This window comes from Colwellia sp. F1, from assembly GCF_056238625.1.
Window position 1 is genome coordinate 21,559 of the sequence record NZ_JBWDLI010000006.1, and the last position, 18,733, is coordinate 40,291.

Annotated in this window: 21 protein-coding genes and 1 pseudogene; 20 read left to right on the plus strand and 2 right to left on the minus strand. The window is 38.9% G+C overall.

From position 1 onward, the window contains the following. The first annotated feature begins 43 nt into the window (after positions 1–43). From acuI to AC0UA9_RS07115, 11 genes and pseudogenes are all read left to right on the plus strand, one after another. On the plus strand, positions 44–1,027 hold the full coding sequence (gene acuI / locus AC0UA9_RS07065; RefSeq protein ID WP_475658905.1) for an acrylyl-CoA reductase (NADPH): 984 nt from the start codon (positions 44–46) through the stop codon (positions 1,025–1,027). 179 nt (positions 1,028–1,206) lie between these two features. Continuing rightward, positions 1,207–2,109: an ABC transporter ATP-binding protein gene (locus AC0UA9_RS07070; RefSeq protein ID WP_475658909.1), complete on the plus strand. Its 903-nt coding sequence runs from the start codon at positions 1,207–1,209 to the stop codon at positions 2,107–2,109. Beyond that, entirely contained in the window at positions 2,106–3,266 is a 1,161-nt protein-coding gene (locus tag AC0UA9_RS07075) for an ABC transporter permease (RefSeq protein WP_475658913.1), read from the plus strand. The genes AC0UA9_RS07070 and AC0UA9_RS07075 overlap by 4 nt, the downstream gene beginning before the upstream one ends. Then, a complete protein-coding gene (locus tag AC0UA9_RS07080) occupies positions 3,257–3,526 on the plus strand; it encodes an acyl carrier protein (protein ID WP_475658916.1) in 270 nt (89 codons plus the stop codon). Before AC0UA9_RS07075 ends, AC0UA9_RS07080 begins: the two co-directional genes overlap by 10 nt. After that, positions 3,510–4,703 (plus strand): beta-ketoacyl synthase N-terminal-like domain-containing protein, encoded by a 1,194-nt coding sequence (locus tag AC0UA9_RS07085; protein ID WP_475658918.1) that lies wholly within the window; start codon positions 3,510–3,512, stop codon positions 4,701–4,703. The genes AC0UA9_RS07080 and AC0UA9_RS07085 overlap by 17 nt, the downstream gene beginning before the upstream one ends. A gap of 2 nt (positions 4,704–4,705) precedes the next feature. Then, on the plus strand, positions 4,706–5,320 hold the full coding sequence (locus AC0UA9_RS07090) for a hypothetical protein (protein WP_475658920.1): 615 nt from the start codon (positions 4,706–4,708) through the stop codon (positions 5,318–5,320). Positions 5,321–5,325: 5 nt separating this feature from the next. Continuing rightward, positions 5,326–5,988, plus strand: a complete 663-nt coding sequence (locus AC0UA9_RS07095; RefSeq protein WP_475658922.1) for a 4'-phosphopantetheinyl transferase family protein — start codon at positions 5,326–5,328, stop codon at positions 5,986–5,988. 214 nt (positions 5,989–6,202) lie between these two features. Further along, the gene (locus AC0UA9_RS07100) at positions 6,203–6,514 is read left to right on the plus strand and encodes a histidine kinase (RefSeq protein ID WP_475658924.1); all 312 of its coding nucleotides are present in this window, start codon (positions 6,203–6,205) and stop codon (positions 6,512–6,514) included. Next, positions 6,515–6,940, plus strand: a complete 426-nt coding sequence (locus AC0UA9_RS07105; RefSeq protein ID WP_475658926.1) for a sensor histidine kinase — start codon at positions 6,515–6,517, stop codon at positions 6,938–6,940. Beyond that, positions 6,937–7,538 (plus strand): annotated as a pseudogene (locus tag AC0UA9_RS07110) (response regulator transcription factor). The gene AC0UA9_RS07105 and the pseudogene AC0UA9_RS07110 overlap by 4 nt, the downstream one beginning before the upstream one ends. Positions 7,539–7,679: 141 nt before the next feature. After that, positions 7,680–9,260 (plus strand): MFS transporter, encoded by a 1,581-nt coding sequence (locus AC0UA9_RS07115; RefSeq protein ID WP_475658928.1) that lies wholly within the window; start codon positions 7,680–7,682, stop codon positions 9,258–9,260. Between the two features lie 101 nt (positions 9,261–9,361). Here the strand turns inward: AC0UA9_RS07115 and AC0UA9_RS07120 are convergent, their stop codons facing one another. Both AC0UA9_RS07120 and AC0UA9_RS07125 read right to left on the minus strand, forming a co-directional pair. Then, the gene (locus AC0UA9_RS07120; protein WP_475658930.1) at positions 9,362–11,434 is read right to left on the minus strand and encodes a TonB-dependent receptor family protein; all 2,073 of its coding nucleotides are present in this window, start codon (positions 11,432–11,434) and stop codon (positions 9,362–9,364) included. Positions 11,435–11,760: 326 nt separating this feature from the next. Further along, entirely contained in the window at positions 11,761–12,360 is a 600-nt protein-coding gene (locus AC0UA9_RS07125; protein ID WP_475658932.1) for a DNA-J related domain-containing protein, read from the minus strand. Between the two features lie 384 nt (positions 12,361–12,744). Here AC0UA9_RS07125 and AC0UA9_RS07130 point away from each other — a divergent pair, with 384 nt between their 5' ends. Genes AC0UA9_RS07130 through AC0UA9_RS07170 form a run of 9 tightly spaced genes read left to right on the plus strand, consistent with a single transcriptional unit; the run spans position 12,745 to position 18,696 of the window. Next, complete coding sequence (locus tag AC0UA9_RS07130) at positions 12,745–13,470, plus strand: beta-ketoacyl synthase chain length factor (protein WP_475658935.1); 726 nt, start codon at positions 12,745–12,747, stop codon at positions 13,468–13,470. Further along, complete coding sequence (locus AC0UA9_RS07135) at positions 13,467–14,246, plus strand: lysophospholipid acyltransferase family protein (RefSeq protein WP_475658938.1); 780 nt, start codon at positions 13,467–13,469, stop codon at positions 14,244–14,246. The genes AC0UA9_RS07130 and AC0UA9_RS07135 overlap by 4 nt, the downstream gene beginning before the upstream one ends. Beyond that, positions 14,230–14,484 (plus strand): phosphopantetheine-binding protein, encoded by a 255-nt coding sequence (locus tag AC0UA9_RS07140; RefSeq protein WP_475658941.1) that lies wholly within the window; start codon positions 14,230–14,232, stop codon positions 14,482–14,484. Before AC0UA9_RS07135 ends, AC0UA9_RS07140 begins: the two co-directional genes overlap by 17 nt. A 17-nt stretch (positions 14,485–14,501) precedes the next feature. Beyond that, on the plus strand, positions 14,502–14,750 hold the full coding sequence (locus AC0UA9_RS07145; protein ID WP_475658943.1) for an acyl carrier protein: 249 nt from the start codon (positions 14,502–14,504) through the stop codon (positions 14,748–14,750). 13 nt (positions 14,751–14,763) lie between these two features. Then, positions 14,764–15,324: a COG4648 family protein gene (locus AC0UA9_RS07150; RefSeq protein WP_475658946.1), complete on the plus strand. Its 561-nt coding sequence runs from the start codon at positions 14,764–14,766 to the stop codon at positions 15,322–15,324. Beyond that, complete coding sequence (locus AC0UA9_RS07155) at positions 15,299–16,642, plus strand: AMP-binding protein (RefSeq protein WP_475658949.1); 1,344 nt, start codon at positions 15,299–15,301, stop codon at positions 16,640–16,642. Before AC0UA9_RS07150 ends, AC0UA9_RS07155 begins: the two co-directional genes overlap by 26 nt. Continuing rightward, positions 16,635–16,985, plus strand: a complete 351-nt coding sequence (locus AC0UA9_RS07160) for an ApeI family dehydratase (protein ID WP_475658951.1) — start codon at positions 16,635–16,637, stop codon at positions 16,983–16,985. The genes AC0UA9_RS07155 and AC0UA9_RS07160 overlap by 8 nt, the downstream gene beginning before the upstream one ends. Next, a complete protein-coding gene (locus AC0UA9_RS07165; protein WP_475658953.1) occupies positions 16,985–17,731 on the plus strand; it encodes a glycosyltransferase family 2 protein in 747 nt (248 codons plus the stop codon). The genes AC0UA9_RS07160 and AC0UA9_RS07165 overlap by 1 nt, the downstream gene beginning before the upstream one ends. A 5-nt stretch (positions 17,732–17,736) precedes the next feature. Further along, positions 17,737–18,696 carry an LpxL/LpxP family acyltransferase gene (locus AC0UA9_RS07170; protein ID WP_475658956.1) on the plus strand — a complete coding sequence of 320 codons (960 nt, stop codon included), beginning with the start codon at positions 17,737–17,739 and terminating at the stop codon, positions 18,694–18,696. Positions 18,697–18,733: the final 37 nt, after the last annotated feature.

Consider the following 18,733-nt stretch of genomic DNA (forward strand, 5'->3'; position numbering starts at 1 on the left):
TATTTACCACTCAATAGACGATCGGTCTACAAAGGAGAATATTATGTTTAAAGGTATTTTAATTGAAAAAGATGATAAAAGTTACCAAGCAAGCGTTAAAAGCATTGATGAAAGCATACTACCAGAAGGTGATGTTACCGTTAGCGTTTCACATAGTACGCTTAACTATAAGGATGCTTTAGCTATCACAGGAAAAGCGCCTGTGGTTAGGCAATTCCCCATGATTCCTGGCATTGATTTAGTCGGCACGGTAACACACAGCGACAGTAATAAATTCACTGTGGGTGATGCCGTTATGCTAAATGGTTTTGGTGTAGGAGAAAACCACTGTGGTGGCTTGGCTGAAAAAGCGCGCTTAAAAAGTGAATGGTTGCTCCCGCTACCAAAAGCATTTTCACCACGCCAAGCAATGGTCATTGGTACGGCAGGCTATACCGCAATGCTTTGTGTTATTGCGCTTGAAAAACATGGTATTACACCCGACAAGGGTGAAATACTGGTCACTGGCGCTAACGGCGGTGTTGGGAGTTTTGCCATTGCTATACTGTCTAAACTCGGTTATAACGTTGTTGCATCAACTGGGCGAATTGAGCAAGCGCAATACTTAGAAAAATTAGGGGCAAAGGACATTATTGATCGTAATACCTTGTCTGAGCCTGGTCGCCCCTTAGCCAAAGAACGATGGGCTGGCGCTATTGATTCAGCAGGCAGCCACACGCTAGTAAATATTTGCGCTAGTATGCAATATGGTGGCGTTGTTGCGGCTTGCGGCTTAGCACAAGGCATGGACTTGCCTGCCACAGTTGCCCCTTTCATTTTACGTGGTGTTACATTAGCCGGTATTGATAGTGTTATGCGCCCTATCGAAGACCGACTAGAGGCCTGGCAGCGCCTTGCTGACATTTTAGCCCCTGAGGTGTTTGACGTTATTGCTACCGACATTAGCTTAGAAGAAGCACTGATGGTGGCAGAAGATTTAATTTCTGGTCAAGTGCGTGGTCGCGTTATTGTACGTATGAACCAATAACATAGAAAATACACAATCGATTGTGTAGCGGGGCAATGGCAAAGTCATCTGCTACACAATATTTCATCTTATCAAGCGTTAAGACATAAATATATTGGTGCTTACGCCCTTCTCTCTCGCAATTACTCCTGCTTTAAGTATATACTTAAGAAAAATAAAATGACTGACCAAATCACGCTTTGAACGCCATTGAAATAAAAGACTTAAGCTTTAAATACCCTCAAAATAATTATTATTCCTTAAGCGGTGTTTCCTTAAACATTAAAGCACAGCGCTGTACCGGCATTATTGGGCCAAATGGTGCAGGTAAGTCGACCTTTATTTCTGCTTTATGTGGTTTAATCCCTAACTTTGAGGGAAGCATTCAATACTTATCAAACGCTGGTAAACCTTCTGCAACATTAGTTGACAGTGTTCAAAGTAAAGTAGCGCTAGTACCGCAAGAATACGCGTTTTATCCTCAGTTAACGGTGTTACAAAACTTACGTTACTTTTTATCGCTATGTCTAGTGAATAAAAATGAGTGGACAAGAGTGCTTAATGATATTCTTAACCAATGTGAGTTACAGCATGTTAAAAATAAAAAAGCCAAGCGTTTATCTGGTGGCTACAAACGCAGACTCAATATCGCTATTGCGCTGGTGAAAAAGCCCGAAGTATTGTTTTTAGACGAGCCAACCGTTGGGATAGATCCCGAGTCAAGAGCGGTAATTATTCGCCTGCTTGAACGCTTTAAAACACAAGGAAAGACCTTACTTTTCACCTCGCACATGCTTGATGAAGTAGAAAAGATTTGTGACGATATTATTGTTTTTCGTGATGGTAAAGCGCTGATGAATGAAGAAAAGCAAAAAAATAATATTTTACTTTCGATCAGTTTTAATCAAGCACCTGAGAATAGTAGTTTTTTAAATTCATATAAACAAAATGCGCCGCTTTCCTATCAAAAAATACTGAAATCCCAGGCTGAATTGTCTACTCAATTACAGCTATTATCTCAATTTTCAGCGCAAATCAGTCATCTCAATTACTCTGCCAATTCTGTTGAGTGTATTTATCATCATACACAGGTGGCTCAATGATACTTAACAGTTTAAAAAAAGAAGCTCTCATCCTTATCAATGATATTCACAGCATTGGCGTGTTGTTGATCTTACCGGTCGCTTTTATGTTAATTATGACCTTTGCTATGAGCGGTCAAACAGAAGATGCTCTTGGTAAAGTAAGTATCAAAATTAACACTAATACCCAGCATGTATATGGTGATGCTTATCAGGCCTATTTACAGCAACAAGGTTTTACAATAACCACTGATAAGAGCGCGGCCGATCTCGTCATTGCCTTGCCTGATAATTTTGACGAAAAAATATTAACGGGGTTATCAAAAAACTCTATTACATTAAAGCTCAATTCAACGGTTACACCGTCGATGCAACCTATGATAATTCAATTAGTGCATGCGGCATTATCAAAATTACGGCTACATGTTTACATGCTAGATATCGGCGATTTAGACGAACAAACCTCCTTAGCAGAGCAAGTAACCGAGATAGATAACAACGCCAATGTTGCGCACTATTTTTTAATTAATACAGCCGAGCAACCCTTAACGTCACCAACATTATACAGCGTGCCTTCATGGATTATTTTTGGCATTTACTTTATTGTGTTACCTGTTTCTATTACCGTCATCAATGAACAACAAAATGGCACGCTCATTCGATTAAAAACCTTTCCTATTAGTACTTCGCATTATTTTTTTACCAAAGTCAGCGCTTTTTGTCTGTTAAGCACTGTCCAATTTATCCTCTTAAGCCTCATTGGTATTTTCGCTGTGCCTGTACTCACCGCGCAGCCTACTATTGCTGTTGATAACTGGCCACTTTATACTTTGTCTGCTTTGATTATAGTTATTTCGGCGAATGCCTTGGCTTTTATTATTGCGGCATTAGTCAACAGTTATGAACAAGCCATAGTGCTAGGTGGCGGTATTAATATATTATTGGCGGCAATCAGTGGCTTTATGGTACCGATGAATATTATGCCAGAAGTAATGACAACGATAGCCAGTTGGTCACCTTTATATTGGTCAGCCGAAATTATTCGAGCAACCTTTATGCACAACAACACTGAGTTAATATTTGCCTACTTAACTAAGCTATTACTGTTTAGTGTGATAGGTTTTACGCTAGCAAGATACTTATTTGTCATAAAAATTAGGAAGTTAATGTGGAGCTGACACAGTTAAAAGAAAACCTTAAAAAACTTATTGTACAAGAGTGTGAAAAAGAAGATGACATTACTTGGCAAGAAATTTTAGACGATGAGCAATTATTTGGCTCAGACTCACGCATAAATTTAGATTCACTTGACGGGTTACAGTTATCACTGGTGTTAAAGAAAACTTTTGGGGTAAAAATAGAGGGCTCAACAGAAAGCCGAAAACACCTCACCACCGTTAATAATATAGCCGCATTAATTAATGAACAAAAAGCTTAATACGCAACAACTTTCCGAGCAAAAAGTGACAGACAATTTAGCAGCTGTCGTGGTTAGTGCGTCCTCGTCTATGAGTGCATTAGGGCAGCAACAAGACTTAGCTAATCTAACAAGTGACCCACTACCTCTGGCGAACGTGCCTGTGGGTGATAGGTACGCTTTATATTACGCAATAAAAAACAAACCGCTCAAGAAATCTTTTCAATTGATGATGACCTTATTAATTGAACAAATCACGCTATTACTAGCACAGTTGCCCCTCACCGATGCGCAATTAAAAAAGACCATGCTGTTTATTGGCTCAACTTCTTTAGACATTGGCTGTGTTAAATCAAAAAACAGCAGCGCTATTTGGTTATCGCAAACCGATAAAATAGGCCAACAACTTGTCGATCACTTTTCACTGCATCCACTTCATTTTACCTTTAATACCGCCTGCACTGCTGGAACTAATGCGCTTGTATACGCCACGCACTTCATAAAACAAGGTAAAGCTGAACATGCCATTGTTATTGGTTTTGAGTTTTTTAACCAATTATCACTTAATGGCTTTGACTCCCTTGATTTAATAAGTAACACCAGTGTTAAACCTTTTTCTACTGAGCGCGACGGTTTGATCTTAGGTGAAGGGATAGGCGCGGTGTTATTGTCGAAAAGCCAACCTAAAAGTCAGCCCGAACAAGGGTATTTAGAAATACTTGGTGGCTATTCCGCTTGTGATGACTACAGCTTAACCATTACAGAAGAAGCAGGCACACATATTGTTGAGGTAGTCGATAAAGCCTTACAAAACACCGGTATTAAACACAGTGATATTGATTTAATCAAGGTGCATGGCACCGCTTCAATTAAAAGTGATTTAGCTGAATATAACGCGTTAAAACAATTATTTAGTGCTATGCCCAAGGTTTGTGCCTTTAAATCATTCATTGGCCACACACTCGGTGCATGTGGGGTAATTGAATTAGCCCTGTTTGACCATTTCACCCGCAATACCTATTTACCTGAGCAACCTAAACAAACATTAGCGGAGGCAAATGAACATAGCGAGGCATTAGCCTTACCTTTTGTAACATCGGCTAGCCAACTAGCACAAGCGCAAACGCTGTTGTTTAATCATTTTGGTTTTGCTGGTAATAATGCCGTATTAGTTATTAAAAAAAGTGGGCCGAGATAAGCATGAGCAAACTGCAAATAAAAGCACATGAAGTAGTACGTTTTCCCACTGATGTACTAGACAAAGAAATAAGAGCAACGGTTAAAGCAGAAACAGGCTTTTCAGTAAGACGTTTAGATAAAGTGACACTGATAGCATTAAGTGCTGTCGACCGATTGTTAAAGCACAACGACACAGCAAAAAACCTCGCGTTATACAGCGGCGCTGAATACATGTCGGTTGATCTTTTTCAGTCTGTTATTATTAGTATGGAAAATAACGACACTATTCGCCCTTATGATTTTATCGCCACCGTTGGTAATGCGGCCAACTTTTATCTCACCAAAGAATTTAATATAAAAGGGCCTAATATTTTTCTAGGCTCCAGTAAAAATACGCTACTGAAAAATGCTTTACTGGCACAAATGGATATAACACTAGGACATTGCCAGCAAGCAATCATTGTTATTTGGCATATAAACAATGAAGAGCAACGCTGCCATGCTTTATTAATCGAGCCAGCGACTGCAGTAGAAAACATGAAAGAATGGCAAGTATCAGTCAGCACAAATGACGAATTATTAACTTTAGCGACACAGGGAAAATACCCAATTTTGTTGTCTTTGTCTGACAAATAAACTCCATGCCTATCATTGCACTTGCCGCCCACATTAATGCACCTTGGTTTACTCAGCAACATACCTATTGGCTTACTCAACTCAATAAAAAAGAAGCGCATCGCTACACTTTGATGAAGAGTAGGCGTAAACAACAACAAATGTTATTAAGCCGAGCCTTACTTAACCAAGCATTGGCCAAGTATAACTTTTCACTAAATGGTGCTTACGACATTGTAAATTACGCCACCTTAGTGCTACCTAATACCTCACAAACCTTCTCAATTTCTATCACGCATAGCGGTAACATGGCTGCCATTGTGATAAGCGATAAAGTCGCAAAAATAGGGATTGATATCGAACAAATAAAAAAAAGAAACTTTACGGAATTAGCCGCTGAAATATGCACAGTGCCTGAATTAGCACTGCTTAACAAGCGCGACAATATTAAAGCTGATTTTTATCAATTATGGGCAGTTAAAGAGTCTTTAGCCAAAGCCAGCCAAAGCCCACTCAACCATTTATACCAATGTGACTGCTCAACCGCACTCATGAATGACATCGGTACAATTACCTGGAAAAACAGCCACTACCATTTTAATCACCTTAATATTGAAGGTTATAAAGGCACTATTACAACCGATAGAGCACATATTCCTCCCATTGTAATAAATAGCGCTTCGCAGTAGCAAAAACTCACCGCCATAACAATGTGAAATTCATGACATTTGTCACATCAATTTAGTGACAAAACTCTCTACAATCATTTTATTGTTTACTTAATACTATTCCTGTCAACTAAACAGGAGAGTGACATGAAGATCAATAAAACATTAATGACGCTAACATTTATTATTGCTGTTGAACATAGCAGCGCAAATTACTTCCGCAATAGTATTTGATTTGCCAAGTCCTTTTTATCTAGGACCTTCTTTAGCGTGTTCATTAAGTCTTTTGGTTTACGGTATTTTTAGTCAAAAAGAATACCTACATGCTCACTTACAACACAAAAAAAATCAACAAATTGAACAGTTAGCCGCTATTGCTGAACGCGAACGCATTGCTCGAGATATGCACGACTTACTCGGACATTCTTTATCTTCATTAGCATTAAAGTCAGAGCTCGCTGAAAAATTAGCAAACAAAAAACAGTTTAATGATGCCAAAAAAGAGATGTCTGAAGTGGCCGCTCTTGCTAGGCAAACGTTATCATAGGTGCGTTTTGCGGTAACTGGTCTAAAACAACGCGGCTTACGTGCATCGCTTGAAAAATCAGCGAGAGAATTACAAAACATGGCGTTTGAAACGCAATGCTATATCCACACGGACAATTTACCACCCATGATAGAGTCAACCTTAATCATGCTGAGTAAAGAATGGATAACTAACATTTTTAGGCACAGTAACGGCAATAGCGCTTCTATTACCCTGACTTCTGAGTTAGATAATGTCACACTGATTATTAGCGACAATGGTACAACTACTGAGATAAAACCAGGCAATGGCATACAGGGTATGCGCTCGCGGGTCGCAGAGTTAGGTGGTTCTCTCAATATTAATTATGACCATGGCGTGAAGCTAGCCGTAGTTATTCCATGCGCTACAATAAAAGCAAAGCCAGAGGAGTCAGTAACTGTATGATCAAAATACTCGTCGTTGAAGATCAAGCCTTAGTACGCGGTGCCATTTGCAGTTTATTAGCATTAGAAGATGAGATAGAAATTGTTGGCCAAGCTGAAAACGGGCAAGTGGCATTAGCTATGTTAAAGCACATTAAGGTCGACTTTATTTTAAGTGATATCGAAATGCCTGTCATGTCAGGTTTAGCGTTAGCCGAAGCGATCCATGCTGAGTTTACAGGAATCGACATATTAATCATGACAACTTTCTCTAAATCGGGATATATAAAACGTGCCATGGCTTTAGGGGTAAAGGCTTTTATTTTAAAAGAATCACCCACTGAATATTTAGTTAGCGCAATTAAAAAGGTACAGAATGGCCAGCGCGTTATTGCCCCTGAGTTGGCACTAATGGCGCTAGATGATAATGACCCACTGTCAAACAAAGAGCGCCAAGCCATAAAGTTAGCAGGCGAGGGGCTAAAAACGGCAGAAATAGCCCAAACTTTGTTTTGTCTGAAGGAACCATCAGAAACTACTTATCTGAAGCTATATCTAAACTCAATGCTGCCAATCGTATTGATGCAGCGCGAATAGCCAAACAAAAAGGCTGGATTTAGTGCTAAATAAAAGCACTAGTGCTTAATGGTAACTATTGATAGTATTAATAGTTCAATTGTAACATCTCATGGGCAATACCACTTTAATACCCCCTAACCCATTGAAAAGCCTCAGTACTAACAATAATAAAAGGTAATTTCGTGAGCAGCAAAGAATATTTATTCCATCACCCTATTTGCTTTTGGTTTGGCTGTATTTTAATTACCTTAGGGGTACTTTCACATATGCCTATGTTTGTCCATGCCGCACAAATGAACTACCACATGGCGGGCATGGCAATGGATATGACCATGTTAATTGGCATGGCACTAATTCCCGTAGGTTTAGCTTTTTCTTGCCATGGCTTAATGCCAAGGCTAGCAACCCTACGCGTGAATAATGCCACTGACATAATACCGTTTCATGTTGCTGATACCAGCCCGTTAAACAAGGAGCATATAAAATTAGTACTGGCACTATTAATTGCTGTTATTGTCGATGTTATGAAACCTGCCACACTAGGTTTTGTTATGCCCGGCATGACCCGTGAATATCAAATTAGCAATGAAACGGTAGGCATTGTCGCTTTAGTTGCGTTAACGGGTACTGCTTTCGGCTCTATTTTATGGGGACGAATGGCTGATTTATTGGGTCGTCGAGCTAGCATTTTATTATCAGCACTGATGTTTATCGGTACAGCAATTTGTGGCGCAATGCCCAGCTTTGAGTGGAACCTCATTATGTGCTTTTTAATGGGTTTATCTGCCGGTGGTTTGCTTCCCATTACCTTTACCTTAATGGCAGAAATGATCCCGTCGCACCATCGTGGTTGGTTACTTGTTTCATTAGGGGGGATTGGCACCTTGGTCGGCTACTTACTCGCTTCAGGCGCTGCAGCCCTACTTGAGCCCTTATTTAGCTGGCGCGCTTTATGGTTATTAGGGCTTCCTACAGGGCTTTTAGTGATTTTTTTAAATCAATATATTCCTGAGTCACCCCGTTTTTTAGCTAACGCTGGCTTAGTTAATCAAGCAAAAGCTGTATTACACAAATACAATGGTAAGTTGAATGCGCCACTACAAGCGGTTCCCACGGTAACGGCTGAGTCTGTCACCTTTACTGATCTCATGCGCAAACCTTACGGACTGATCACAATCGCTTTGTTCGGTACCGGTATTGCTTGGGGTGTGGTTAATTTTGGTTTTCTTTTATGGCTACCAACCAACCTTAGGGCAATGGGTATGAGCGCTGAAACAACCAACGGTTTATTAGCACAATCAGGTTTATTTGCACTCCCTGGTATTGTTGCCGTTATTTGGCTATATCACAGCTGGAGTAGTATCAAAACCTTGGTAATGTTTGTCATTTTAACTGCGCTTAGTTTAGCTTTATTTGTTACTGCTGACGCACTGAGCCAGTTAGATAAAACCATTATCATTATATCTACTGTGCTGTTATTGGTGAGCAGCAGTGGTGTAATTGCCATGTTAATTCCCTATGCTGCTGAGATTTACCCAGTACAACACCGGGGGATTGGTGTTGGATTTATCGCTGCTAGCTCTAAAATAGGAGGGATAATTGGCGCTATATTGGGGGTAAGTGGCTTATTCGAACAAGTGGGTTGGTCAGCTTTACTCTTGGCTATACCACTTACTCTCACCGCCATTGTTCTTATAAAAAATGGTATTGATACCCGAGGCCGACGTTTAGAAGACATTCATGGTGAATTAACTAATCGATAAGCGAAAAAACCGACAAAAAAGCCTTGTTTTATTGAAAACAAGGCTTTGCATTACCTACTTAACGGTTTTATTGTCAACAGTATTCACTGTAATCAAACCACTTAAAATGTATAACTGATGCCAAACTCAAATGAACGCTCTGGCCCAACATAAATACCTTGACGTAAGCCTGTAATATAACGTTTATCGGTTAAGTTCTTCACCGAGCCAAACAAACGCAAATTATCGGCAACATTGTATTGCGCTGTTAAATCAAGCAAGGTATACGATGGCATTAAACCACCCCAAATACCGCCTGCTGCGCCTGATGGTATAACTTCTGTATTACTTGCATCACCATATTGCTCACCACGGTGATGTGCAGTCAGTGCGGTATTAATACTCTCGTATTGATAATTTAACGATACGTTAGCGACTATTTTAGGTGCATAAGGTAATCTTTTACCTTGGTTTTCACCACTTAAAAATTTTGACGTCGGCACCCAAGTAGCGTTACTGTCAATACTAAAGCCACCGCCAAGGTGATAGGCTAACATAAACTCCATACCGCGATGCTCTGTTTTGCCGGCATTAGACTGTGACAAGTTTGGATCGCTGTTACCCGTGACCACTTGGTTGCTGAAATCCATAGCAAAGGCTGCTACTTCATAACTAATATCTCCCTGGCTACCACGCAACCCTAATTCGTAGTTGGTAGAGCGCTCACCGTCTAACTCTTGGTCAGTTAAACCATCAAGCGCCACACCATTAGAAGCGGGTGAAAATGCACGATAAACACCACCATAAACTTGTGCGAATTCATTTAGGTTATAAGTAGCACCAACCCCTGGCAATAATTCAGTATTACTTGTTTTAGCGGTAGCATTATTTTCTGTTAAAATAACCCGTTTTTGCTCATATGACTCAACCCGAAGGCCTGGTGTTACTGCAAAGTTTTCACTCAGTTCAATGCGTGTTTGCCCATGTGCAGCATAACTTTCTGCTGAATCAACACGATGACGGTCATTAATACCGGTGCGGTCAGCACTACGTACGGCTCTGATACGGGTATCATTTGACTCTTCTTGCATGAAACGTACACCAAATTCACTATTAGCTGTCATCCCAAAAAGGCTATGATCTAAAGTTAAACGGGTTTCTATGCCTGCACGCTCAAATGAACGGTTATTACCTGTTAAATCATCTGTATAAACCCAACGACCGGCTTCATTTGAAGCGTCGGTATCAACACTATAGCGCCAGTAATCTCGGCTTACTTCACTCCAATAAGCTAAGGTTTTTAACGTTGCTTGGCCTGAAATTGTTAGTTCGTGGTTGATATCAAAAGCGGTTCTATCAGTTAAAAACTTATCGTCAGCGCCAGGGTTATAATCTGCACCTGCAAGGTAATCGTCTACCAGTAAACCGCGATAAGAGATATTAGCATCATTTTCATAACGCGATAATTTAATACCAAGCTTTTGGTCATTACTTAAAATAACCCCGGCTTTAGCCATTACATCGGTCATTTCATAGCCTTTATCCATAAAGCCATCACTAGTTGCGTGCGTTGCTATTACCCCAGCAAAAGCATCGCCTGAGGCATTTTTTCCGCCTGCCTCTAAACTAATTTCTTGCATATTAAACGAGCCTGCTCTGCCGGTGAGCATGACGCCGTCATCTGGTGTTTTGGTTTGATAGTTCACAACGCCGCCTATGGTTGATGGACCATAGCGAAGTGAAGACGAGCCTTTTAATACTTCCACTTGCTCAATACGTTGAATACGTGGGTTAAAATACCGGTCATTACCAATAAATAAACCTGGAGCCACTGGCACGCCGTCTTCTAACATTAAAGATTTAGACTCGCTTGCAGACAAACCACGCATACCTATATTAGCAACAATCGCTGTTTCTTCTTCACTTTTCGTATTGACACCTGGAATTCTGCGCAAAATATCTTCAGTAGACAAGGGTTGAATTTTTTCAATTTGTGCACGGTCAATTAGCACAACTGAGCCTGTATGCTCTGATATTACCGAGTTAGCATTACCAAGTACTTGAATCACCTCCAAGGTAGGCATAATAGTTTTATTTTTATCTTCAGCAATATTACCTGGTTGTTGAGCCATATTATTGAACGAGACTAAGGCCAGCGTAATCGCTAACGATAGAGAAGTTTTCGTTGTTTGCATACTGAGAAACCCTTAAAAGTGAAATATAATTATTAAATTGGCGCAATTAAAGCATGTAAACAAATGAGAATCAATATCATTAAGGTTTGATTTTTGTATTAAGTTAACAAGATTTGCTTTAGATCAGTAAAGCTTGATACAAGTACAGATAAAAAGTAACCGTTTAGTGAGGGTTACAAAAATATAGCTCACAAATTTTTACACACTAACGAAGCCTCAACATTCAACTTTATCTAGCCAGCGCCTCAAAAAACCATAAGGCAACCTATTAACTTTAGCTATTGATTCAAATTCCCCTTGAAAATGTCAGGCGATTAAGCACTGATTCAAGCGTGTTGATAACTCAACTTCAGCACTTCATAGGCGGCGTGAATATCAATAAAGTCTGCTGCACACCCCCCTTTATCGGGGTGAGTTACGGCTATTTTCTTTTTATATCTGTGACGTACCTCTGACCAACAGGCACTTTTTGTTAACCCAAACACTGCTAACGCCGTATCAATTTTATCTAGCGCACAGTATTGCTGCCAAAAACGCGAAAAAAGCCGACCAATTTCTTCAAGACTAATACTGTGTAAATTAGACCAATTTAAATAGTAATGAGCTAGCTGCGTATCACGGCTAACCAAAGAAGGCGTGCCTGTTCTAGGCGTGGTAAAATTATGTTTATTGGGGCTTGCCATTAAGTAAATATTTAATGGTGAAATGGTTAATGTAAAGCCCTTGTTTTGCATGTCGCTTTGTAGTTGGTAAAGGGCATTCATGACAAAAAAGTTCTTTTGAAAAATAACTATTTGAGCATCTAACTGTTGATTAATAAGCGACATAAGTTTTTGCTCACAAAGGTGCACTAAATCAATTAGCGTACAAGCACTATGTTGTGCTTTTAAATAGCGAAGTATGGGAATTATTAACGGGTTTTCCACCGCTTGCGACTCCTTTATTGTACAGTCCAATATTGCCACTAGCCTGTACTACAAGGTTAATAGCGTGGTAAAAAAATACTGGTATCGCTGATAAAGATTAACGTTCTGTATAATACCCTACTTTACCCTACATATTATGACTGAAATAACTGGCACAGCACTAAACAATATAGAAATTGATAGGCACTAAGAGGCATAAAATCCATAACAGCCTAAAATTATAACAATAAATTGCACTTAATTTAGTTGAATTACCTTAGGTGCTTAGGTAGAATTCGCAACATTCACCCTCATCCTTTTATTTATTTGCGGTATAAGTTCGCGGCACTAACTCGCGCTTTTCATTCGCGTTTTTTATCCGCACCAGAACAATAGGCAGTTACCATGGAAATTCATATTGAAAAATGCGCTGCTTGGTGTGGAAACTTACGTACAACTCAACACTGGCAACAGTGGGCTGCAGGCAAACTTGCTTATGAAGACCAAGATGATTTACCACTTTTAAAAGAAATTCCTGCCATGCAACGCCGGCGTTTAAGCCGATTTGCTAAATTAACCATGCAATGCGTACTTGATGTTGTCACGGATGAAGCCAATCATCTCCCTTGTGTTTTTTCATCTAGACACGGCGATTTACACAAAACATCAAAACTGATAGAAGATGTTGCCCAAGGCAGTGACTTGTCGCCCACCAATTTTGGTTTATCTGTACACAATGCTGTCGCTGGGTTGTACAGTATTTTTTCAAAAAACAAGCACACCATGACAGCAACCTCTGCTGGTGAAGATTCTTTTTTAATGGCGCTTATTGATGGCTACGCCAAATTAAATAGCCAACAGCTAGACAAAATCTTAATTGTTTATACTGATGAGGTTGTGCCTGATAAATACAGTCAATATGTATCACCTGTTGAAAAAACCATTGCTGTTGCCTTAGTTTTAACACGCCAGCAAAGCGATACGAATGCCACCATTACCTTTAAACCACAGCCAAATAACAGCATTACCACAAGGTTTCAACCATTAGCATTTTTATCGTTTATCTATGGGCAAGCTCCTCATGCTACGATTAACTCTACTCGGTATCAGTGGCAGCTAAGTAAAATATGATTAACTACTATTGGCGTGTGATTGCGACAGGCTCTGCATTTTCATTATTTGGTTTGGGCGCTATTATTCTGTCATTATTCTTCTTCCCTATCATTAGAGTACTATATTTAGGACAGGAAAATAAACGCCGAACAAGCGCACGTAAAATAGTCCATAAAACATTTAAAATGTTTGTTGCCTATATGCAGCTGGTGGGCATCATGAAATTAGAAATTGAAAATGAGCAGTTACTCAAAGCCAGCAAAGGCAACATGGTTATTGTTAATCACCCGTCATTAATTGACGTCGTCGTGCTCATTTCTATTATTGAAAATGCTGATTGTGTCGTAAAAGCCGGCTTATGGAAAAACATCTTTTTACAAGGGGTTGTGCGTAATACTGGCTACATTAATAATGAAGCAGACCCAGATAAATTCTTGCAAGATTGCAAAGAGTCGTTTGACGACGGTAATAATTTAATCATTTTTCCTGAAGGCACAAGAACCACACCAGGAGAAGCGATGAAATTTAAACGAGGTGCTGCTAATATAGCGCTACGTACAAAAACTAACATAACACCAATATTATTATTTGTTACACCAACAACATTAAGTAAAGAATTAGCCTGGTATCAAATACCTAAAAAAAAATTTACTTTTAAATTAGTGGTAAAGCCAGAGATTTCAATAGAGAAATACTTAGCCGCTGATGTTATTTCAAATTCGGTAAGGACACTTACCAGAGACTTACTAAAATATTACAATGAGGAACTCAGCATTTATGAAAGAGTTAATTAACCAAGTAAAACAATTAATTATTGATACTTTAGAATTAGAAGATATAGAGCCTGCAGATATTGACGACGACGAAGCATTGTTTATTGATGGCTTAGGTCTTGACTCAATTGACGCTTTAGAACTGGGTGTTGCCATTAAAAAAGCGTATAATGTAAAAATTGATGGCGATTCAGCAGACAGTAAAAAGCATTTTTACTCGGTAACCTCATTGTGCCAGTTTATAGCTGAAAATAAATAATTAGGTAGATATTTTACATGAAAGATAGAAATGATATTTACGAAATGATAAGTGATATTTTAGTCACTCTTTTTGAAATAGACGCGGAAGATATTTCACTGGACGCTAACTTATATGAAGACATGGATCTTGACAGTATCGATGCAGTAGATTTAGTGGTTAAGTTACGAGAGATCACGGGGAAGAAAATCGACCCAGAAGATTTTAAACTGGTCAGAACTGTAAAAGACGTTGTTGATGCCGTAGAAAAAATAACAAATAATTAATGACTCATTAATAGTGATAAAAACCATAGCGTTAGGACTTGTTTTCTTTTTATATCCCTTTATTGTATTTTTGGGATTAAAATGGTTTGAACCTTCAATACTTGCGCTTGCCTTAGTGTCATTAGCTTTGTTAAGAGTTTACTTTTCTAGCAACAAAAAGGCGATTCCGCTAATTAACATTGTGGCTATTAATGCTATTTTACTGCTGAGCTTCACTATTTTTATTAATTCAGCTTTTTTACTTAAACTCTACCCTGTGGTGATAAGTTTTAGCTTTTTTAGCATTTTTATTTACTCTATTTTTAAACCACCTGCCGTTATAACACTTATTGCCAGTGCCCGAGATAAAATAACAGAAAATGGCGTTAAGTATACGCGAAATGTCACCTTAATTTGGTGCGGCTTTTTTATTGCAAATGGCGCTATTGCTTTATGGACAGTGTTTCAAAGTGATGAATATTGGGCTTTATATAATGGCATTATCTCTTATGTATTAATGGGGATATTATTTGCGTGTGAATGGCTAGTTAGGCGAAATTTCAAGAAAAATGATCGATCAAATTACATTACCTAATTCAAATACTTTCTTTATCGAACAAAAGGCTAGCTTCGCTCAATGGCTAGGCTCGGTAAACTATCACCGCCAGTGTTTTGTCAATAACTCGGCCAGTACTTGGTTATTATATTGTGATGATGCTTATCAATTTTCAGTACTATTCTTCGGTTTATTAACTGCCAATAAAAAAGTTATTCTTCCTCAAAATGGTACCGCTAATCAATTGCAAGCATGCATGGGTTTTGCTGACGGTTTTGCAGGCTCTGCTGAGTTAGCCGTTAATAATGTCATCACTTATTGCCCACAAGGCTCGTTAGCTCTCTCTCGCCCTTTAAGTGTTGCTAGCACGAGCGAACTTACACTTTTTACCTCAGGCTCTACCGGTGCCGCCAAAGCAATTTATAAAAGCTTTCAGCATTTACTAACTGAAGTAGCACAATTAGAAGCTTGTTTTGGCGATAAGCTCAATAATTCAACGGTTGTATCTACTGTATCACACCAGCATATTTATGGCCTTTTGGTTAAATTAATTTGGCCAATTTGGTTTGGCCGAGACGTTTTATTACAACCTTATGAATACCCTGAACACCTATGTCACGATATACATAAATATAACTTACAAAAAATCACCTTAATAAGCAGCCCTGCACATTACCACCGCCTTGTTAAAGACAATGTTTACCGTGATATTAACAACAACATTTGCGCTTTATTTTCGTCTGGTGGCCCATTAAGCCTCGAAGCAAGCCAACAACTTGAGCAGCAGCTAGGACAAAGCCCAATAGAAATTTATGGCAGTACTGAAACTGGTGGCATAGCATGGCGACAAAGATCACTTGACAAAAGCAGCCTTTGGCGGCCTTTTAGTGATATAGAGCTTTCTACGCAAACCGATTCTCAGTGCTTAATGCTAAAATCTCCTTACTTTGACCATTGCGGCTGGTATATTACTGATGATCAAATAAAAATAGCATTAGATGGCCGCTTCGAACTACTCGGAAGGGTTGACCGCATTGTCAAAATTGAAGAAAAAAGAGTCTCACTTGACCATGTCCAACATTGCCTAAAATCCCTTGATTTTATTGACGATGCCTTTTGTTTAACGCAACTAAATAAGCGAGGTTTACAAATAGTGGCGGCGATAGTGTTAACTGATTCCGCTAAACAAGAATTAGCAAACAGCAGAAATTTGCTGTTTAATCGCAAAATCAAATCGCACTTAATCAATGATTTGGAAGTTATTGCCATACCAAAAAAATTTCGTTATTTAGCGGCTTTACCTTATAATTCGTCGGGGAAATTAAATAAATTAGCCATGGAGAAATTTTTTGAATAACGCGGTAATACTTCCAAAAATAGATCACATTGAACACAATGAAGAAACAATAACATTATCGTTAACCATTTCTGAAGATATTTATTATTTTGCTGGGCATTTCCCTAATGCACCTATTTTAGCTGGTGTAGTACAAGTACACTGGGCTTTGCACTACCTTAACAAACACTTTTCTATGCCAGTCAGTGATTATAAAAGTATTGACGCACTTAAGTTTCAAGTAATCATTGCGCCTAATTATCAAGTCAAGCTTTGCCTTAAAAAGCTTAACGATAACAAGTTTAGTTTTAGTTATAGCTCAAAACACGGCGAGCATTCTTCGGGTAGGGTTGTTTACCAATAATGAAATACTGCTTTGTTATTCCTTGCTATAATCATGACCTTGTCATTCGTGACACTGTTATTGCACTCATGCACTACCCATTTCCTATCATTATTGTTGATGATGGTAGCCAAGCTTCAACCAAAGCCGTATTACAACAAATAGCGCAAGAGTTTGACCAAGTCCAGTTAATTCATCACCTTGAAAATGGTGGCAAGGGCGCAGCTATGCAAACTGGGCTAGCGGCTGCCATAGAAAATAATAACACTCACGCCTTACAAATTGATGCTGATGGTCAACATGACTTAAATGATTTACAAGCTTTTTTTACTGAAGCAGAGCAATACCCCAACGCCTTAATAAGCGGACAACCGGTTTACGATGATACTATTTCTAAGGGCCGTTTTTATGGCCGTTATATCACCCACTTTTGGGTCGCACTTGAAACGTTATCATTTAAAATTATCGACTCTATGTGTGGTTACCGTGTATACCCACTTGCTGAATACCAACAGCTGATCAATACGGAAAGTTTAGGCAAGCGCATGGACTTTGACATAGAGGTTATGGTCAAGCTTATTTGGCAAGGTGTCGACGTACGCTTTGTTAAAACAAACGTGCATTACCCGGAGTTTGGCACCTCTCATTTTCATGCATTAAAAGATAATGTGTTGATCAGTAAAATGCATACCCGTTTATTTTTTGGCATGTTGTGGCGTTTACCCACACTATTACGCAGAAAGCTATTTCAACACAAAGGAAGCTAGATTTTATGGAGACTAAAGACGACCTACATTGGTCTAAATTTAAAGAGCGTGGTTCAATCTTTGGTATAGAAGTATTGGTTTTTATTCATAAATACCTAGGTAACTGGGTGTTTAAAGTTATTTTGTTTCCCGTGATGGTCTATTTTTATTTAACGGGTAGCGTCGCCCGCAATAGTATTCATCATTATTTAAGCAACCTTAATGCCCACCAACATCACATAACATTAACTAAAGCCCAGCGCTTTCGCGAAGGTTTTAAAGTTTTTTATAATTTTGGTTTAGCGATTGTTGATAAATTTGACGCTTGGTTAGGCAAGGTCAATATCGATGATATTGACATTGTCAATGATGGTGCCTATCAGGCGCTATTAAATGCTAATGGTGCTGTTATTTTTAGTGCCCACTTAGGTAATATGGAAGTTTGTCGCGCCATTTTTAGTTCTGGTGATCATAAACGCAAATTAAATGTGATTACTTATAATGAACACACCCCTTCTTTTAATAACTTTTTAAAAAAAGTTAATAAAGATGCCGCAATAAACTTTATTCATATTAATAATTTTGGCCCTGCTGACTCGATTCAACTGAAGCAAAAAATTGAAGAAGGTGAGTCTATTGTTATTTTTGCTGACAGAACCTCAGTTAATAACCCTGACAGCGTTTATCAAGTACCTTTTCTTGGTGAAAACGCCCCATTCGCCAAAGGGCCTTTTGCCTTAGCCGCTATTATGGAATGCCCAGTATTTTTAATGTTCTGTATAAAAGAAACAGGCAGGTACCAAGCTTATATTGAAGAGTTTGCCCAACCCACCAAAGTAAAACGCAAAGAGCGAACTGAGTACTTTAGAGGGCTAGCGGCTAAATACGCCCAGCGATTAGAATATTATTGTTATAAGTCACCATATCAATGGTATAACTTTTTTAATTTTTGGCACAACAGCAAAAATACAACACCGAAAGATTAAAAAAAGTTAATAGCAAAATAAGACTAACTACAATAAT